Below are 19,069 nucleotides of genomic sequence, written 5' to 3' on the forward strand. Positions count from 1 at the left end.
ATTAATCTTCTTTTTGGATAATTTTACCATCTTCTTTAATAATAAACAGGTGTTTTGTATATGGGCTTACCACTGTTATATTCCAACCTGTTTGATGACTTTCTAAGGTTTTAACAACTTTATTTCCGTCAACCAACAGATCATCTGCTTCTAGTTCTTTAAAGGTTTTTGCCCAACGGGTATTCTTTTTAAAATATTCCTTTTGTTTTCTATACAATTGATACAACAATCGTTTTACTTTTTCATCTTCAGGAATTCTGAAATCATCATTCTCTTCTACTTCTTTTGAGGAAAAATATACATATCCCCAATCTTCGGGTTGGTGCATATTAATTACACCGATAGGAGACCACACCCAATTGTATTCTGGTTTAAATTTTCCGTTATCATCTCGCTTTCTGGAGTATTTATTATTCTGAAGTTCAAAATCCCAATTCACCCTGGAAAAATTTACTCTCCAAAATTTATCTTTAGGAATGTTTTTGTGATAATATGAGGTTCTAAATACTTTAAACGGAATAGCTATTTCTAGTATCCATCCTTTATCGATATCGTTTGGATTATTTATGGTTCCGTTTACTTTAACTGAAGATTTAAATCCATTCGCATCCCAATCGTTTAATACCGGGGTCCCTTCTCTATATGGTTTTGTAATAAACAAATCCCACAATGTATTTAATGCATTAACTTCAAATTCATAATAATTATGAGTGTCGTTATCTGGATCGATAAAAATTTCGAAGTCATTATCATAAAAGATAATAGTATCCCTTTGCTTTAGATTTCCCCATACATGAGGTTCTTCCATTTCTGCTAGAAAATAGAAATACTCGTCATCCCAAAGCATTTTTACTGTAGTCTTATATTTTGGGATTTTGCTTCCTTCAATATCTATAAACAACTCGGTAGATTTTGCTTTACTCCATGAAGATTCTAGGGCAGATCCATCAATATCTATTGATTCTTTGGTATAATGTGCGACATAAGATTTTGGAGAAATTTTACTTTCATTACTTTGCCCATACACACTAATTGCATTACTAAGCACAAATACTATAACGCAAAATATTTTGTTGATTCGAGCTTGAAAAAATTTCAATTTCATTGTAAACATTTCTATAATGAATTTTCTTTAGTAAACTTAATAATTTCACTTATCCTTCCAAAAGCTAATGCAACTACAGTATCTGCGGCTCCATAATAAATAGCGACTTTATCCTGCTCTATATCTTGTAGAGTTGCACAAGGAAATATCACATTAGGGACATCTCCTATTTGTTCATAAGTCACAGAAGGTGTTAAGAGGTATGGTTTTGTCCTGTACTTTACCTTATCCGGGCTATTCTTATCCAAAATAGCAGCTCCCATAGCATATCTAAATCCATTACATGTATTTATGACTCCATGATAAAACATCAACCACCCTTCTTCTGTAAGAAAAGGCACGGATCCAGCTCCTATCTTAGTACATTGCCAGGCACTTTCCTCGAAAGGAGTTGCCTGCATTACATTTCTATGTTCTCCCCAATATTTCATATCAGGGCTATAACTAATAAATATATCACCAAAGGGAGTATGCCCGTTATCACTTGGGCGGCTTAACATTGCATACTTGCCATTGATCTTTTCTGGAAATAATACTCCGTTTCTGTTGAAAGGTAAAAATGCATTTTCGCATTGAAAAAACTCTTTAAAATCAAAAGTATATGCAATTCCTATGGTAGGCCCATAATACCCATTACACCATGTAATCCAATATCTATCTTCAATAAAAGTAACGCGAGGGTCATACTTATAATCAGAAGCTATCATTTTGGTATTTCCTGCCTCCATGACAATGGGCTCTTCATTAATTTGCCAATCAATCCCGTTATGACTGAATCCTGCAAAAATATTCATCTGTACAGCTTTATTATCACATCTAAATACTCCGGCAAACCCATCATTATATGATACAACTGCACTATTGAATATGCTATTAGAAGTGGGTATAGCATCTCTAGAGATGATGGGATTTGCAGAATACCTCCAAATAGCATCAGTGCATCCTTTAGGTTTATCCTGCCATGGTATTTCTTTTTTCATCATATTTCTAGTATAAATATTACTACTTTTCAAAAAGTATTATTTTGTCTTAAGTTTATCATACCATGTTTTCTTTAATATTATCGATGTAATAATCATTAATACTATCGCGAAAGCCATACTATAATATTCTTTTATTATTAAATACATCGGAACCAAAACAAAAGTCATTTGCCAAATAATCCCTATGCAACAATTAAACATGTCTTTCCAGAAATTTTTATTAGGTAAAAAATCAGGATTTTCTTTTTGTATTGCATTAACTACAGGTTGCCACCATCCCCAGGGCTTGGTGGTTCTATAAAAGTTTTTTAACACCTCTATATCATCTTGTTTCCCTAATATGACTCCTATAAAGCACCCAATAAAAGACACCAATAAGATAACTGGAAATAGGTAAATGGCCGTTGTGTCGGGAAAAATTATAGGGACTATTGTTGCTGCAATAAGTCCTGCCAGCATTCCTCCAAAATACCCATAAGAATTAAATCTCCACCATATCCACTTTAATACATTTGCTGCTGCATATCCTCCGTACAAAGCTGAGGTTAACCATATGGTTAGTTCATTAATAGATGATGCAAAAAAACCACCAATCACTCCTATTAATACAATAAGAACAGATGATAAATAACTATACTTAATATATGTTTTATCTGATGCTTTTGGGTTGATATATTTCTTGTAAATATCATTAACTATATATGCCGGTGCGGCGTTTATAAATGCTGCAAATGTTCCCATAAAAGCGGCTAATAAACCTGCCAACAATAGCCCTTTAAAACCTATTGGAACAAATCGATGAATAGCTACTGGTAATATGGTTTCGAAATCTACATCTATACCTCCTTGTTGTAATTCTGGTCCTAAATATACCAAACCAAGTACGGCAAAACCTGTGATCATTAAATACCTGGGTACGAAAAGAACAATAATTGTAAAAGCACTCATTTTTGAGGCTTCGGCTTCATTTTTTGTAGATAAAACACGCTGCATATCATAGCTAGGAACAGGGCCAGCCAGGCTGGCAAAAATGCCTTTAAAAATCATCATCATAAATAGGAAACCAAACAAAGAGAATCCGTCTTTCTCTATCTTTTCGTTCACACTATCGATATATCCGGTCCAATCCAAATCTAATTTCATATCAAAGAACAAATTATTCCAGTTTTCTGGGGTAGCGACTGCGATTTGCTCTGCTGTAACAGTGGTAAAAGCAATATATCCGATAACTAAACATGAAACGGTCATGATTACAAACTGGATGACTTCTGTTCCTACCACACTATACATTCCTCCTTTTAGAGTATATAAAGTAGTTATACCAATAATTATCAAAGCATAAGATTGTTCTGAGGCCACTGTAAATAATCCCAGATCTATAGATAAGTCCCAGGGGAAAAATATAATTGCAAATTTGCCAATCCCTTCAAAAAAGTAGGCTATAAACCCTAATGTACTGATAACAGCAAAGATTGTTACTATGATATGAGACAGTTTTGCTCCCATTGCAGATCCGAATCTATAGGTTATCCATTGTGCTCCTGTTATCACATTTGACCTTCGTAACCATGCGGCCATAAAAATCATAATAAAAACCTGATTCCATACGGGCCATAACCAGGGGAGCCAGGCACTTTTCATCCCGTAAACAAAAAGAATAGTAACTGTCCACATCGTACCAGAAACATCAAACATCCCAGAAGCATTTGATAATCCGAGGTAATACCAGGGTATTTCATTTCCGCCCAGGAAATAGGATTTTATATCTTTTGATGCCTTTTTAGAAACATAAAATCCAAAAAGAAGAGTAATAATAATATAACATAGAATTATTACAATATCTACGGTAGCTAGGTTCATTTAGAGTTGGTTATTTCTGTACACCCCAGTTTTTGTTAGGAGATGCTCCCATTACAAAATGTAATGTTCCTCCTTCTGTTATTTCCTGATGAGTAATATATGATCGATTAAATTCTTTTCCGTTTAGAGTTGCAGATTGGATATATATATTTTTATCTGAAACGTTTTCGGCTTCTATACTAAAGCTAAGATCGTCTGATAGTTTTAAAGTAGCTTTTTCAAAAACCGGACTTCCAATTTGATATTCTCCTGATGCAGGATTCATAGGATAAATCCCTATAGAACTAAATATATACCAAGCTGACATTTGTCCGCAATCCTCATTACCACTTAATCCATTAGGTGTTGTATTATATTGTGTTTTTAATATTTGACTTACCCAGTATTGAGTTTTCCAGGGGGCATTAGCTTTATTAAACATATAGGCAATATGATGACTGGGTTCATTACCGTGTGCATATTGCCCTATAAGGCCTGTAATATCTGCAGAAATATTATCTCCTGTAATTTTAGAATCTTCAGTAAATAACTGTTCGAGCTTTGCTACAAAAGTGGTTTCATCTCCAAACAATTGTATCAGCCCCTTAACATCATGAGGTACAAACCAACTATGTTGCCATGCATTTCCTTCTGTATAATCAGCATGCACTCTATGTGCAGAGTATTTGGGATCAAATGGCTCATGCCATTTTTTTCCATCTTCAGATTTTCCTCTCATGAATCCTGTTTTAGTATCAAAGAGATGTACAAATGCTTTGGATCGTTCTAGGAAATACTTATAATCTTCTTCTTTCCCCAGAGCCTTGGCAACTTGTGCAACACACCAGTCATTATAGGCATATTCTAATGTAATGGTAACCGATTCATCTAGTAAAGTATATGGAATGTATCCATATTTTTTATAATATTCTAACCCTCTTTCATCTTGCATCATAGTGGTTTTCATCGCCTCATATGCCTTCTCAATATCGAATCCTTTGATGCCTTTTAAGTATGCTTCGGCAATCACAGAAACAGAGTGATACCCGGTCATCGTATTAGTTTCATTAGCATATAAAGTCCATACAGGTAAAATCTTACTATTTTCATAATATACCAACATAGAATTTACGATATCAGAAACTTTATCTGGTTCTAAGAATATCAATAATGGGTGTTCTGCTCTAAAGGTATCCCATAGCGAGAGTGTAGAATATGCAGTAAAGTTCTTTGCAAAAACGATACTATCATTTTCTTTTCTAAATGCACCATCCTGATCACTATACGTAACCGGTGCTACTTGAGCATGGTATAATGCGGTATAAAAAATGGTTTTTAATGAATCATTTTTAGTATCTACTTCTATTTTAGATAATACATTTTGCCATGATGCCTTGCTATTTTCAGCAATTTTATCAAATTCAAATTTATTTTTATTTGCAGAAATATTATTTTTTGCATTTTCAACACTTACCGAAGAGATTCCAACCTTAACTTGTAATTGATTTTTATTTCCTTTATTAAAAAACAACTGTGCAGATGACTTGACACCTTTAATGATATTACTGTCTTCAGCATTTTTGGTATCTGTATATAAATCATAGTTATTAATGGCTTTAGAAAATTTTATCACAAAAAATACTTTTTGATTTTTTGCCCATCCGGTACTATTTCTATATCCCGAAACTGTAAATTTATCTTCAATATGTATTTGCGATTCTAGGGTTTTATCCCAATTAATAGCATATCCTAAATCTAATACTACAGATTGTGTATCTCCCTCTTTATATTCGTATCTATGAAAAGCTGTTCTAACGGTAGACGTTAATTCGGCATTAATATCAAAATCTTCTAAAAATACACTATAATATCCAGGTGTAGCTTTTTCTTTATTATGGGAATATTTGGATTTAAAAGGTATTTCATCTCTTGTTTTAAAAGAAGTAGATAAATCAACTTTTTTATTAATTGGCATCAATCTAATATCATTAAGATCTCCAATCCCTGTGCCACTAAGGTGTAAATGACTAAAACCTATAGTTAATGAATCAGAATAGTGGTATCCTGAGCACCAATCCCATTCTGAAATACCATTATCCGGACTTACTTGTACCATACCAAATGGCATTGTCGCTCCTGGGTAGGTATGACCATGACCTCCTGTCCCTATAAAAGGGTTTACATACTTAATAACATTACTATCTTTATGCGTTATGCTACTCTTATTCCTATGCTCTTTCTTACACGAAAAAGTACTCAATATTACTATTATCAATAATTTAATATTACGAGGTATTTTCATCTATTTATATTTATTTTTTTATCATTGTTCTACAGAAAGAGCAAGTAAAGACATAAATATTTACAAAACTTATGGTTAAAAGAATAATTTTAGATCAATAACAAAGCAACTCAGTTAAACGTCATAAAATTTGGGGAAATATGCTGCAAAAAATTAAAAATGCACTTAATATAACATCTGGGAATAATTATACTATAACGGTAAAACATCATGTTATATTCTGGCTGGTATATTTTCTATTTACCACTTTTAAATGGGGTAGTTACTTTAACGATTATGCTTATTCTTTAAAAACCACTATTCTAGGGTTTATTATACATATGTCTTTAAGTTATTTCAACATCTATTACTTAATGCCAAAATTTGTAGAAAAACGTAAATACTTGATATACATATTTTTATTACTCGCATCTCTTTTTACAATGGTCCTAGCAAAATTTTATTTTACTTATTTTCTTGTTAACCAAAATGTTTGGCCAGAAGGTCCAGAAGTAACCAATAAATTGTCCCTGAATTATACTATAGAAATGATGTTGGGAGAACTTTATGTGGTGTCTTTTGTTTCTGCTATTAAAGTAACTTTAGATCGGTTAAGAGAGCACAAAAAATTAATTGATGTAGAAAAATTACAATTAGAAACAGAGTTGCGCTTTCTTAGGGCTCAAATGTCTCCTCATTTCTTTTTTAATACCTTAAATAATATTTACTCTCTTTCTGTAGAAAAATCAGACAAAACTCCAAAAACCATATTAAAGTTGTCCGAATTAATGCGGTATTTATTGCATGAGACTAATCAAAAAAGACAATGTCTTAGTAAAGAAATTATGTGCCTTCAAAATTATTTGGATTTAGAAAGAATTCGATATGGAGATTCTTTAAAAATACATGTAAATATTTCTGGAGAAATCGAAGGTAAAAAAATTGCTCCTATGCTTCTTTTATCCTTTATAGAAAATGCTTTTAAACATGGGGCAAATAAAAATGTTGGAGAAATCGAAATTGATATTTCTTTCAACATAATAGATGACTTTCTGTATTTTCAGATTACTAATCCGATTCCTGCTAAAAACAATAAAAACAAAATTGATTCTTTTTCTGGTGGTATTGGGATAGGAAACGTAAAAAAAAGACTTGAACTGGGGTATAAACCTGATGAGTATAATCTAACGATTAGTGAAAATAACAATCAATATATTGTTGAATTAAAAATTAAAGTATAATGGATTTAAAATGTGTTATAATAGATGATGAACCATTGGCTATTAATGTTATAAAAAACTATGTTGACCAAACGAAAGGATTGACTTTTTTAGCTTCATTCAACGACGCAACCGAGAGTATTGATTATTTAAGAAATAACGAGATCGATCTTCTTTTTTTAGACATTAATATGCCTCTTTTAGATGGATTGAATCTGTTAAAAAGTATACATCAAAAACCACTTACCATAATTACTACAGCACATGAGGAATTTGCAGTAGAAAGTTATGAGTTAGAGGTAGTAGATTATTTGGTAAAACCTATCTCTTTTCATAGGTTTATTATGGCCGTAAATAAAGCTTTCAAAATAAAAGAGTATCAACAAAAAGATAACTTTACTACTCCTAACAAACGAGCATATATCTTTTTGAAAATCGACAAAAAAAAGATGCAAAAAATATATCTGGATGAAATATTATCTATCGAAAGTCTTGGAGATTATATTAAAGTAAATACGTCATCGAGCAACTATATTGCTCATCAAACATTAAGTAATTTTACAGATGACTTACCCTCTGATAAGTTTATTAGAATTCATAGATCTTATACCATATCAATTGATAAAATAGAATCTATTGAAGGTAATAGTATAGAAATTGCAAATAATCGATATCCAATTGGAAGAAGCTATTTAAATGAAGTAAGAAGTGTTATTTTTAAGGTGTAATCACTTGATTAAATCTCATATATAAAATGGTAAAACACGGTCATTTTTCATACCCTAACCTTAATTTCTTGAAATTTTATTTATAGTACCCCGCATCATTTTTTAAAGTTGTCGTCTTAAGAGATGAATACAAATTTTAAAAATGATGCAAAACAATAATTTACCCATAGCAATAATAGGTGCTGGCCCAGTAGGATTAGCTGCAGCTGCACATTTACTAGCACAAAACCTCCCTTACATTGTATTTGAATCGGGAAGCTCTGTCGGGCAAAATATACGTTCCTGGAGCCACGTTCGTGTGTTTTCTCCCTGGAAATATAATATAGATCGAGTTGCAAAAGAATTATTAGAACAAACCGATTGGATAGCTCCTGATGAAAATGAATTACCTACAGGACAAGAGTTAGTAGAACACTATTTTCGACCATTAGCAAATTTACCTCAGATTAAACCACACATTCATTTGAATAGTAAAGTTCTTTCTATCGGAAGAAAAGGTTTGGATAAAATGAAAACCTGGGGACGTGAGAGTAAACCTTTCTCTATTAAGGTTCAAGAAAATGGAAACATTAATTATTATGAAGCAAAAGCGGTAATTGATGCTACAGGAACCTGGAATCAACCCAACCCTATTGGTTCTGGCGGTGTGTTTGCAGAAGGAGAACAAGAACTAAATGAGCATATCTTTTATGGTATCCCTAATGTAAAAGCAGAACATCTAGAACGTTATAAAAACAAAAATGTAGTTGTTGTAGGAGGAGGACATTCTGCGATTAATGCTTTATTAGATTTAGGAGGCATTCAAAAAGAATACCCAGAAACACAACTTAATTGGGTATTAAGAAAAGATAATATGAACAAGGTGTATGGTGGGAAACAAGAAGATGCGCTAGAAGCCAGAGGTGCTCTTGGTATTCGTATTGAGCAATTGGTCAATAGTGGAAAATTAAATGTCTATACGCCTTTCCATATCTTAAAACTGACCAAAAAAGAAGACGGTATCCAAATCATCGGTGACCTAAATGGCGAAATAGAAGCTATCAATCAAATAGATGAAATAATCAGTAATACAGGTTCACGACCAAATTTGGAAATGATTCGAGAGGTACGAACAGATCTAGATGCCTCACTAGAATCGGTTTTTGATCTTGCCGAATTAATTGATCCAAATGTTCATAGTTGTGGAACAGTAAGACCCCACGGAGAAAAAGAGCTTCGCCATCCCGAAAAAGATTTTTACATCGTGGGTTCTAAAAGTTATGGTAGAGCTCCAACATTTTTAATGGCCACAGGATATGAGCAGGTACGCTCTATAGTAGCTCATATGGCTGGTGATATTGAAGCTGCAAAACGAGTTGAACTTAATTTACCAGAAACAGGAGTGTGTAGTACCGATTTTGCAACCGACAAAAAAAGTGACAGTGTAGCTTGCTGCTCTTCAGAACTAACCATAGAAGGAGTAGAAACTACAAGTTCTGGTTGCAGAACGTCGGGATGCAATTAAAAAAATAAAAAATGATGCATCACTATAAAAGTCTTGCGTCTTAAAGAGTGAAAACAATACATAACAACATAGAAGTATTAAAAATTAATAATTATGAAAAAGAGAAATACAAATAAGCAGGTAGAAATAGCTGAACAAGGTAGTGTATGCTGTGGGTCTACAACGGTACAAGCACAATCTGCACAAAGCTCTTGTTGTGAGCAACCTACAGATGGATCATCGTGTTGTGATAAAGAAGAGAGTAAAGAAATTAATATTGAAAAAACTGGATGTTGCTAACCAAAAGCTCTCCTATCTCCAAAGAACAAAGCTCCTCATTTCGAGGAGCTTTGCGTGCTAGTGGAGTGATGGCTTTTGCAGGATTAGGGGATGCCGTTTTATACCCTGTACTTCCCATTTATGGTAAAGAATTAGGTTTTTCTGTATTTTTTATTGGTATGTTATTATCGGTAAATCGTTTCGTAAGAATTATTGCAAACACACCTATTGCAAATTGGATACATCGAATCGGAATCCGAAAAATGTTAATTATCGCCGCAACACTGGCTACACTAACTACTTTTATATATGGACTGAAATTAGGTTTAATTTCTTTTTTAATAGCAAGAATTTTTTGGGGACTTAGCTATTCTGGATTAAAAATATCTACTTTATCTTATGCTTCACAAGCTAAAGAAAAGTCTGGTTTAGCATTCGGATTATCACAAAGCATCAAATCATTAGGAGCTTTATTTGTACTTTGGTTTGGGCCAATCGTCATTAGTGAATTTGGTATTCAAAATGGGTTATTTAGCATAGCATTAATCAGTTCGTTAGGTATACTTTTAGCGTATTCATTACCAAAAATTGAATCTGAAACAAAAGACGATGTCGTAAAAACAAATCTTACTTTTTATCCAAATGCTATCAATTTATTAGTATTTATAGTATCTGTTTCAATAGATGGAATTTTAGTCGTATCTCTATCACATTTATTATCAGAAAACATAATCAATTCGAGTAAGTTACTTGGTTATGTGGCGTTTTATTTGTTATTAAAACGATTATTTGTTTTGTTGTTTTCTATAATCGGAGGCATGCTCACCATACATTTTCGACCACTATTCTTATTTTCAATTTCAATTAGTATTTGTTTATTAGCAATGGCATTGATTGCATTCGACAGTACCATTTTGGGTATTATTCTAGCTTTTTTATTCAATACAATTGTGGTTACTTTTTCGCCACTTATTGCCATCAAGAATTCACAAAACAAAGATAATTCTTTACAGGCAATTTCTAGTGTAAGTACATGGTGGGATATAGGTGCTGCCGTTGGTGCATTTATCGGAATCTACGCCATCGAATTTCTTGGAATACAAAACCTATATTTATCTTTGTGTATAATAGGAACAATTTTATTCATCAATTTCTCTATAAAAAATGCAAAATCAAGTCGTTCAACTATATAATCCTTTATTGGGCTATGTTAAAAAGCGTGTCCGCAATCAGGAAGATGCTGAAGATTTAACCCAAGATGTATTTTTGAAATTATCCAAATCGAATGGTAATGGTGTCGATAACCTTAAAAGCTGGGTGTATACCATTGCCAAAAATACAATTACCGATTATTATCGTAAAAAACAATTGCATACAAATACCATTAAAGATGATGCATTTTTTGATTATGACACCGATAATGATGCTGGTATAGAGCTGGGTAAATGTGTACATTCTTTTGTTAATCAATTACCAGAAGAGTATCGAGAATTAATGATCTTATCTGAAATAAAGGAAATACCACAAAAAGAAATAGCCGAACAGCTTAATATAAACTATGTTACGGTGCGTTCTAAAATTCAGCGGGGAAGAAAAAAACTTAAGGAACTGTTTGAAGGTTGTTGTACTATTTTACAAGGTGGAAAAGGAAGTATTTTGGACTTCAAATCAAAAACAGGAAGTAATAAGAAATCATCCTGTTAATAATTATCATTGGCATCATTTCTCACATACTACGTCTACAGAAATAAACTAATTATATGAATTTATTTGATATACTTCACAATAATTATGTGCATCACTTTGCTGAGAGTAATCTTTGCATGTTAATACCTATGTGTCAAAATTCGGGAAGTATCCTACCAAATAAAAATAGCTATAAATGAAAATATACGATACTCTTGTAATTGGTGGTGGACAAGCAGGGCTTTCGGTAGCTTATTTTTTGCGCAGACAAAAATTAAACTATCTAATTCTGGATGATAAAGATAAACCCGGAGGCTCTTGGTTACAAACCTGGGATAGCCTCAAATTATTTTCACCAACAGAATACAGCTCATTATCTGGTTGGGCTATGCCCAAAAGTAAACATGAATATCCAACCAAAAAAGAGTTCATCTATTATCTCGATGCCTACGAAAAACGTTATGAGTTTCCGATTCTGCGAAATACACAAGTAATTTCGGTAGCTAAAAACAATGATCTTTTCACAGTCGAAACTAATCAAGGAATTTTTCACAGTAAAACTTTGGTTAGTGCAACAGGTACAGCACAACAACCTTTTATCCCGCAATACCCAAATCAGGAGTTATTTCAAGGAGAACAACTACACTCTTTACATTATAAAAATTCTGAAGGTCTTATCGGTAAAAAGGTGTTGATCATTGGTGGAGGGAATTCTGGTGCTCAAATTTTAGCCGAAGTTTCAAAAATAGCGCAAACACAATGGATAACATTAGAAGAGCCTCATTTTTTGCCTGATAATATAGATGGGCGTTATCTATTTAATGCTGCCACTCAACAATTTTTAGGAAAATCTAGCCAAGAAAAAGGCAAAAGTACTAATGTCTCTTTAGCAAATATTGTTATGGTAGAAAGCGTAAAAGAAGCCCGAAACAGGAATGTATTACATGCCAAACGTCCTTTTGCTTCCTTTTATGAAAAAGGAGTCATTTGGGAAAATAAAACCAAAGAAGAGTTTGATACTGTGATTTGGTGTACAGGTTTTAAAGCAAATTTAGATCATTTACAATCCCTTAATATCATCGAGAACAATCGTATTAAAACCCAATACACACGTTCTATAAAGGAACCTATGCTTTGGTTAGTAGGTTATGGCAGTTGGACCGGTTTTGCATCAGCAACCATTTACGGTGTAGGTAAAACAGCAAGGCAGACAGTTAAAGAAATATCGGCAGTTATACATCAAAAATAGATTTCCTGCCATTCTGTTATTTAAAAAAAAGAGAGAGAACCTCTACCGACCTTGCCTATATTCAATTGAGTTGGAGTGACTGCATACAAACTTATGTCTAAGATCAAGATTGGAGAATGAAAATGATGGATTGTTACTCATTATAACCCCTTCTTGTTTATTAAGTTTGAAAGTGAAATTATTTCTAAACTTTTCATCTCTATTTCAATAGAAATACCTCCGAACTATCAATTAAAATAAAATTTTTAATTGATATGATCATAAATTTTAGTTTACTAACTTTTGACATACAATACGCATTAAACTCTTAAAACTAGTTTGATGTAATTCTACTTTGAATGAATCCGCAATACATTCGAAAGTGCTATCATGAAAACCAAAAAAGAAGTGCTTGGCACTTTTCCAATTATCTGCATTGTGGTTGGTATGTATACTATTTATTTTCTTAATCTCTTTTATCCAATTCGAGTTGATAATTTGTAGAGGAGCATAAAACTCAAGACCTTTACCGTATAATGGATGTCCTTCGAATACTTCATCATTTGGAGAACCCAACTTGGCTGATGTGCAATGCTCAAATTCTACTAAAGCTAAAGAGGTAACTTTATCGCTAGCAGTGTCGACTATGGTTGTGTAAGTTCCATCCCAGTTTGGATCTACTGATTTTACATAAAATAATAAATATGCCTTATGATCATTAAGGAATACATGAGGTAGTGGAGCTCCTACATCCCATGCAACTGGAAAGTCAATAACGTCGGCATATTCTTCGTTTTTTGAAACAGCGAGTTGGCGTTCGCATATGAGGAGGTTCTTAGAAGCTTCATCAAACTCTGGCCATTCAATACCAGTATTTTTTGTAGAAACAGCAATACTTGCTTTTTTAAGTCTTGCCTTGGCTTCATTCAATTTATTCTCATAGTGTTTAATAATTGTTGACATAGTTTGATCTTCAATTTTTATTGTCTTGCTCCGATATTTTGATCAGTAATTTTTATTTTGGTAATGTTGTTTAGATCTATATCAATAATTGTCCCTGTATCTCCATAGCAGACTAAATGTGTACCTATGACTTCTACTTTATGGATTGGGTTTGAAAACGTAAAAAAGATGGCCCAATTTAATTCTCCGTTTACTGTTGTTGATGCGACATAACCTTCATTCCCCATAGCGCCATCGCCAAATACAAATTTTTGATTTTCATATTCAAAAGCTCCATGAAAAATACTAACTTCTGTCCAGATATCATCATCATATTTTTCAATTCCCTCTAATGTTGTGTCACATAGAGGTGACCAATATTGTTTGGTTTCTCCATTATTCGGATCGTAGGTACTGTATACATTTCCTATTACAAAATCTCCCTCTCCCATGACGATACAATCAAAACCTGGCAAATAGCCTTGTTTCCATTTTTCTTGTATTTTAGGATGCAACATATATTCTAATTCATCAAAATTTATTTTTTCTATTTCTTGTAAAAAATGGTTAGGTAAATCTTCTAAAAATTGTCTTACCTGGTTTAGTTTATCTGTTACTAAATCGACGTCATTAAGTCTTCTAATTTCTATTGTTTCTGTTTCCTTTGGTTCTAACAACTCATTGAAAGAACTGCACAATTGGCACTTAAAATGAATGTATTCTGTACCTACACTTAAATAAACCAATGCATTTAAAAAATGTGGTTTTACGGTTTCGTTTGACCATTGATACTCATCAAAATCTAATTCTAATCGCCATTGCTTATTTAATCCCCAAGCGGCATATTCAAACTGGCAAATAATAGGCAAAGGATGATTAAACTGTTTTTCTTTTAAAATTTGCTCGTATGCAGGATCTATATTTTGTTTTATTTTGGTTAACCGTTCTCTTAAAATTGCATTGAGTTCTGTATAAAATTTACTTTTTTTTACACTTTCTAAATCATCCATATTCCTAAATCAATTTTGTCCAGTTTTTATAATACCAATCGTCTTCGGCAGGTAGTTGATGTTCTGAGCAATCAAAGGTTTCTTGTACAGAAAAAATGTCTCCTTTGTCTACTGCTTCGGGTGTCCATAAATCCAACAAATCATGTTTATCTTTAACTTCTTTAAGTTTTTCTTTTACCTTTTTAAAACAATATATATTACCAAACATACCATTTCCAAAAGGGCTATAATTAGAATACTTACAGCTTAAACAGGTTTTTAAATAGATGTTTTCTGGTAATTGATTCTGTAAAGCTATTAAGGCATCTTCGATCCATTCTAGTTTCTTTTTAATCATAAATTCACCAAAAGAAGTGATCAACGTCAAACTGTTAAGTTCACTATCTAAACCATCTATGGTCGTGGTTTCGCCCACTTCAATATTAGCGGTTAGGTTTTCTATAAAGATTTTATCTGTTTTAGTGTTAAAGAGTTGTATTGGGATCGTTATGGTTAGTTTAAAATTGGTTACATCTCCAGAGCCGTCTTGAAACATTTCATAATCAAATTTGGTATCATCAATTTTATTTGCTGTTAATTGATCAAAATCCGGACCTTCAAAATCAATACCTCTCAAATTAAAAGACATATCACTACCATCAGACTTTATATAGATAGTTTCTGCTCCTCTTTTATCTTGATATGTTGCTAAGTATTTTCGCATAGGTTGTTTATTTTTCTATCAAGTAAGAAAATCCAATGTCAGTAACCTTACTTTGCATTTTATTTGAAACTCGATTAATTTGAAACTCGAATGTAGCTTCTTCAATATCATCTTGAGAAACAAATCCTCCTAAAATATTTACAGTATACCAACCATTTTTCACTCCTATTTTTTGCCTGACACCTGCTTTAGCGGCTTCATTTAAACGATGTATTCCTTTATTTTCGGTCCAGTTTTTTAAATAAGGTACTGTTACTAAACAAATTTCATCATTAATTACATGTAATACATAACCTGTTTTTTCGAACAATAGCAAACTTGTATCTTTCTTGAATACAGATGTTTGACCATTGGTATTAAAAAAGATGGTATATGGTTGGTTTTTAATATTACTCATAGGAATCATGATTCCTTCTTGTATGGCCAATTCTGCACTATCATTTGTAGTAAACTCACTTATTAAATCGTCTGATAAATTATTCTCTTTCTTAAACTGCAATAAATTAGCCGGGTCTGTTAAAAAGAAATAATCCCAGGTATCATTTAAACATTCTGTAAATTTTATCATTTTCTAAAAAAGCTTTTTGGGTTGCATCTTTTATTTGTTGTTTAATACTTCGAAATCATAAACGCTATTTATTAACAGGTTCTATCCCCTTTTCGGGGTTGTAATCAGGAAAAATATAGTAGTTCTTTAATCCTACATTTGCACTGTCTTTTACCAAGGTTAGCATTGATTTTTCTGGAAATTCTTTTGGTTCATAAACTATAGAGTAGGCAATATTAAGGGTATCTTCTTCTAGTGTGATGAGCTTTGTAATAGGTTCTAAAAATTTGTATTGTACTATTTGTATTTTACTGCCTCCTACTCTTTTTATGAATTTAGCAATTACTTTTATAGTATCTTGTTTATGAGTGTAAGGGTTAAAACTACCTCTAGCTTTTTGCTCTTGTTTTATGTTGTATTGCAACGTACTATTGGTATTAAAATAATCGTCGATTATTTTTCGGTGGCTACTCGTATGCTTATCAGGAGTTATCGTATAGTTTGAACCTCGATAACCTTCTCTCGTATCAAAATAAACACTACCTATTTCCTTTTTGTACGAAAACAAATCATGAATGGTATAATCGGTATCATATTCGTGTTGAGTATGTTCATCAATTCCGTCACCATATTTAAAAAAAGTCAATCTCCAATTCACATTTTTGTTTTGAATCAAAAAGAAGTCCTTCTTTACATGATTAACTACAAAACTGTCTATTTTAATTTTGTGATGCTCGTTATTTATATCATAATTTTTCACTACAAAAAAATCATTTCTTCTTTTAGAGAATTTTCCATTAACTGCAGTTGTATCTATATAGACTCTATTGGGTTTTAAATGGAATATTTTAAAGGTTTTATCTGTTACTTCTTTTTTACAAGAAATAAAGTTAATAAGAAATAGTATGCAGATTAATCGGGTGGTTTTCATAGAATTTAGTTAATGATTTTTTCAAATGCTACTAATATCTCTTTTATATCGTTTAGCGTTTCTTTTTACTCTTTCCCTACATCTAAACCGTCATCTGAAACAAATTCTTGATGTATATGCTTTTTAGCTTCTTCAATTCTCATCTTTTGTTTTTTTTGTTGACTGTCTTTCTATTTTTTTCCAGTGATGTAATTCTTTTGCAGGAATATCATTAAATCGTTTTATACGACCATCACAATAATGTTGGTAGGTTGCATTTTCTATAGCTTCTAGTTCTTCTAGTTCCTTGTCGTCAATCAAAGCATCATTACAGAAAGGAACCCCTAACTCTCTTCTAAGAAAGTATTCTCTTTCTTCTCTATTTTTAAATTTTCCTTTTCCTGATTTTAATTCAATAGTAAGTTTTGTGTCTGTAGTAATTGTATATGATCTTTCAAAAGGTTTATAGTTCATTCCGAATACACTAATCTTAATGTTATGGTTCACTATTTTTTTAGAGCATACTTCCCAAATACCTATTCCATCATAATCTGTATCAATTACATCAATCCTTTTATTTCCTGAATTAATCACGATAACCGCTATAGGAACTTCGGTATGTGAATCTGCATCGATAACTTTAAAAAAAGTATGTAGTATTTTGTTTTTACTATTTGTGGATTGAGCCCTACAATTCAAAAAAAGTAATAGTGCTGATAGATATATTAGTCCTACTATTTTCATCTTATATTATTTAAGAATAATCATTTGGGTCGTTTCTGTACTCTACTAGTTTTCGTACATAATTCTTTAAAAATCGTTCCTTTTCAATGACATCTAATTTTCCACAATTTTCTACGTCTTCATAGGTTTTGGACCATTCTAGTGCTTTTAGCAATGACCAAATGATATGAATTCCTGCTTTATAGGCTTCGTTTGTGATTTCTGGGTATATTTCTTTTATGTTTTCTGGTATTTCTTCACTTTCGGTTATCAAACCAAACAGATCGGATAACAATAATTCAGAATCTTTTAGGCCTAACCCTTGCTTTTTTACTTCATCATCTCCTTGTTCTATATCGGGCCTTTGTTCTACCCATGTTAATTGTTCTACCGTTGGCCACATAAATTTTGCAGTAGAGCCATGCATGAGCAAACCTGATTTGATACGGTTTGTAACTTTTTCTAACTGCTGCTTTGTTGTCTTTTTTTGAGAATATTCACTTAATAAAGACAATAGTATTTGTTTTCCGCTTGCCATAGTATAAATGGATTAGTATCCTGAAATATCTATAATTTTAAGATTTTGCTCTACAATTTGTTTGTAGGTTCTTCTAGCATTCCTATTTGATCCGTATACATTGTCCCGTTTTGCTAATTTCTCTGTTAAATCATTTTCGTTTTCTTGCGAAACGATTAATTGAATTGATTTTTCACCTTTTTTTAGATCATCCAATCGTTCAATTAAAATTTTAATGGTTCTTTCTACATAGCCTACTTCTTTAGGGTTGATTTGATCTAATTCATCTATTATCATCAAACAACTATTATCCTCTTTACGTAATATATCATGGTGCGAATACACCAATTGTAATGCTGGAAAAGGCGGGTATCCTGCTGTTTTGTAATCGGGGTTATACATTTTTACTTTTTTAATAAAATCTGCATAATCGTCTAATCTTGTTATTCCTCTTGGTGTTCTAACCACTTCTCTATTAACATCTTCTATCAGATTGTTAATAAATAGCCTTCTATCGATTTCAGATCTCCCAATAATTAGCAGGTGCTTATTACGATATAATTCCTTTTTGGCTTCTTCTAGCATCCTTGATTATTATTTAATTCTGACTCATGACGAATTCCTTTTTTGTCAATACGTATATTCCATTTACAGCTGGTAAATGCACCGCTGTTATTGGGTTCTACTGTTCCACAGGCAATTAAATTATCTGGTTTTCCAAATTCGTCTTCATCTTCCATATATACGCAGATTTTCATTCCTTCTTTGAGTTCTATTGTATTTCCGTTTGCGTCTTTTTTGAAATCGGTTTTTGATAACAGTACCAAATCACATGTTATCATTGCATTGAAATCAATATATATTTTTCCTTCTTTTTGCATTTTA

At 32.3% G+C, this 19,069-nt stretch carries 20 protein-coding genes; 7 read left to right on the top strand and 13 right to left on the bottom strand.

The window, feature by feature from the left end:
- Position 1: 1 nt before the first annotated feature.
- From Z053_RS0100680 to Z053_RS0100695, 4 genes are read right to left on the bottom strand one after another with little or no spacing between them, the layout of a single operon-like run.
- A complete protein-coding gene (locus Z053_RS0100680; RefSeq protein ID WP_025663105.1) occupies positions 2–1,105 on the bottom strand; it encodes a carbohydrate-binding family 9-like protein in 1,104 nt (367 codons plus the stop codon).
- Between the two features lie 11 nt (positions 1,106–1,116).
- Positions 1,117–2,085, bottom strand: coding sequence for a glycoside hydrolase family 130 protein (locus tag Z053_RS0100685; protein ID WP_025663106.1), 969 nt, complete (start codon positions 2,083–2,085; stop codon positions 1,117–1,119).
- A 39-nt stretch (positions 2,086–2,124) separates the two neighbouring features.
- On the bottom strand, positions 2,125–3,948 hold the full coding sequence (locus Z053_RS0100690) for a sodium:solute symporter family protein (protein WP_025663107.1): 1,824 nt from the start codon (positions 3,946–3,948) through the stop codon (positions 2,125–2,127).
- Between the two features lie 10 nt (positions 3,949–3,958).
- Positions 3,959–6,229 carry a GH92 family glycosyl hydrolase gene (locus tag Z053_RS0100695; RefSeq protein WP_025663108.1) on the bottom strand — a complete coding sequence of 757 codons (2,271 nt, stop codon included), beginning with the start codon at positions 6,227–6,229 and terminating at the stop codon, positions 3,959–3,961.
- 140 nt (positions 6,230–6,369) lie between these two features.
- Here Z053_RS0100695 and Z053_RS0100700 point away from each other — a divergent pair, with 140 nt between their 5' ends.
- The 7 genes from Z053_RS0100700 (at position 6,370) to Z053_RS0100730 (ending at position 12,853) form a co-directional block, all read left to right on the top strand.
- Positions 6,370–7,449: a sensor histidine kinase gene (locus Z053_RS0100700; protein WP_025663109.1), complete on the top strand. Its 1,080-nt coding sequence runs from the start codon at positions 6,370–6,372 to the stop codon at positions 7,447–7,449.
- Entirely contained in the window at positions 7,449–8,156 is a 708-nt protein-coding gene (locus tag Z053_RS0100705; RefSeq protein WP_025663110.1) for a LytR/AlgR family response regulator transcription factor, read from the top strand. Before Z053_RS0100700 ends, Z053_RS0100705 begins: the two co-directional genes overlap by 1 nt.
- Positions 8,157–8,298: 142 nt before the next feature.
- Complete coding sequence (locus Z053_RS0100710) at positions 8,299–9,660, top strand: NAD(P)-binding domain-containing protein (protein ID WP_206539197.1); 1,362 nt, start codon at positions 8,299–8,301, stop codon at positions 9,658–9,660.
- Positions 9,661–9,753: 93 nt separating this feature from the next.
- Positions 9,754–9,939 carry a hypothetical protein gene (locus Z053_RS0100715; protein ID WP_025663112.1) on the top strand — a complete coding sequence of 62 codons (186 nt, stop codon included), beginning with the start codon at positions 9,754–9,756 and terminating at the stop codon, positions 9,937–9,939.
- Positions 9,930–11,111 (top strand): MFS transporter, encoded by a 1,182-nt coding sequence (locus tag Z053_RS0100720; RefSeq protein WP_025663113.1) that lies wholly within the window; start codon positions 9,930–9,932, stop codon positions 11,109–11,111. The genes Z053_RS0100715 and Z053_RS0100720 overlap by 10 nt, the downstream gene beginning before the upstream one ends.
- Entirely contained in the window at positions 11,083–11,622 is a 540-nt protein-coding gene (locus Z053_RS0100725; protein WP_025663114.1) for a sigma-70 family RNA polymerase sigma factor, read from the top strand. Before Z053_RS0100720 ends, Z053_RS0100725 begins: the two co-directional genes overlap by 29 nt.
- 178 nt (positions 11,623–11,800) lie before the next feature.
- The gene (locus Z053_RS0100730; protein ID WP_025663115.1) at positions 11,801–12,853 is read left to right on the top strand and encodes an ArsO family NAD(P)H-dependent flavin-containing monooxygenase; all 1,053 of its coding nucleotides are present in this window, start codon (positions 11,801–11,803) and stop codon (positions 12,851–12,853) included.
- 267 nt (positions 12,854–13,120) lie between these two features.
- Here the strand turns inward: Z053_RS0100730 and Z053_RS29725 are convergent, their stop codons facing one another.
- The 9 genes from Z053_RS29725 to Z053_RS0100775 form a co-directional block, all read right to left on the bottom strand.
- The gene (locus tag Z053_RS29725) at positions 13,121–13,795 is read right to left on the bottom strand and encodes a hypothetical protein (protein WP_025663116.1); all 675 of its coding nucleotides are present in this window, start codon (positions 13,793–13,795) and stop codon (positions 13,121–13,123) included.
- Positions 13,796–13,812: 17 nt separating this feature from the next.
- Positions 13,813–14,784: a hypothetical protein gene (locus Z053_RS0100740; RefSeq protein ID WP_025663117.1), complete on the bottom strand. Its 972-nt coding sequence runs from the start codon at positions 14,782–14,784 to the stop codon at positions 13,813–13,815.
- A 4-nt stretch (positions 14,785–14,788) separates the two neighbouring features.
- Positions 14,789–15,487 (bottom strand): DUF6304 family protein, encoded by a 699-nt coding sequence (locus tag Z053_RS0100745; protein ID WP_025663118.1) that lies wholly within the window; start codon positions 15,485–15,487, stop codon positions 14,789–14,791.
- Positions 15,488–15,494: 7 nt separating this feature from the next.
- The gene (locus Z053_RS0100750; protein ID WP_025663119.1) at positions 15,495–16,055 is read right to left on the bottom strand and encodes a hypothetical protein; all 561 of its coding nucleotides are present in this window, start codon (positions 16,053–16,055) and stop codon (positions 15,495–15,497) included.
- A 64-nt stretch (positions 16,056–16,119) separates the two neighbouring features.
- On the bottom strand, positions 16,120–16,965 hold the full coding sequence (locus Z053_RS0100755; protein ID WP_025663120.1) for a hypothetical protein: 846 nt from the start codon (positions 16,963–16,965) through the stop codon (positions 16,120–16,122).
- Between the two features lie 132 nt (positions 16,966–17,097).
- Positions 17,098–17,688 carry a hypothetical protein gene (locus Z053_RS0100760; RefSeq protein ID WP_025663121.1) on the bottom strand — a complete coding sequence of 197 codons (591 nt, stop codon included), beginning with the start codon at positions 17,686–17,688 and terminating at the stop codon, positions 17,098–17,100.
- A gap of 10 nt (positions 17,689–17,698) precedes the next feature.
- Positions 17,699–18,205, bottom strand: a complete 507-nt coding sequence (locus Z053_RS0100765; protein ID WP_025663122.1) for a hypothetical protein — start codon at positions 18,203–18,205, stop codon at positions 17,699–17,701.
- 12 nt (positions 18,206–18,217) lie between these two features.
- Complete coding sequence (locus Z053_RS0100770; RefSeq protein WP_025663123.1) at positions 18,218–18,769, bottom strand: AAA family ATPase; 552 nt, start codon at positions 18,767–18,769, stop codon at positions 18,218–18,220.
- Positions 18,763–19,065: a hypothetical protein gene (locus Z053_RS0100775; RefSeq protein ID WP_025663124.1), complete on the bottom strand. Its 303-nt coding sequence runs from the start codon at positions 19,063–19,065 to the stop codon at positions 18,763–18,765. The genes Z053_RS0100770 and Z053_RS0100775 overlap by 7 nt, the downstream gene beginning before the upstream one ends.
- Between the last annotated feature and the right edge of the window lie 4 nt (positions 19,066–19,069).

The sequence above is a fragment of the Aquimarina megaterium XH134 genome (genome assembly GCF_000520975.1).
Classification (GTDB): Bacteria; Bacteroidota; Bacteroidia; order Flavobacteriales; family Flavobacteriaceae; genus Aquimarina; species Aquimarina megaterium.